This is a genomic window from Microbacterium maritypicum MF109, from assembly GCF_000455825.1.
In the GTDB taxonomy this organism is placed as follows: Bacteria; Actinomycetota; Actinomycetes; order Actinomycetales; family Microbacteriaceae; genus Microbacterium; species Microbacterium maritypicum_A.
This window is the reverse complement of the sequence record NZ_ATAO01000259.1, coordinates 1-291: the sequence shown is the minus strand read 5'-3', so window position 1 is coordinate 291 and position 291 is coordinate 1. Positions and strand designations below refer to the sequence as shown.

At 56.7% G+C, this 291-nt stretch carries 1 rRNA gene; it reads left to right on the top strand.

What is annotated here, in order from left to right:
- Positions 1-14: 14 nt before the first annotated feature.
- Positions 15-291 (top strand): 16S ribosomal RNA (locus tag L687_RS41445); the annotation flags it as partial.

Below are 291 nucleotides of genomic sequence, written 5' to 3'. Positions count from 1 at the left end.
TGTATAAGAGACAGGTGCTTAACACATGCAAGTCGAACGGTGAACACGGAGCTTGCTCTGTGGGATCAGTGGCGAACGGGTGAGTAACACGTGAGCAACCTGCCCCTGACTCTGGGATAAGCGCTGGAAACGGCGTCTAATACTGGATATGTGACGTGACCGCATGGTCTGCGTCTGGAAAGAATTTCGGTTGGGGATGGGCTCGCGGCCTATCAGCTTGTTGGTGAGGTAATGGCTCACCAAGGCGTCGACGGGTAGCCGGCCTGAGAGGGTGACCGGCCACACTGGGAC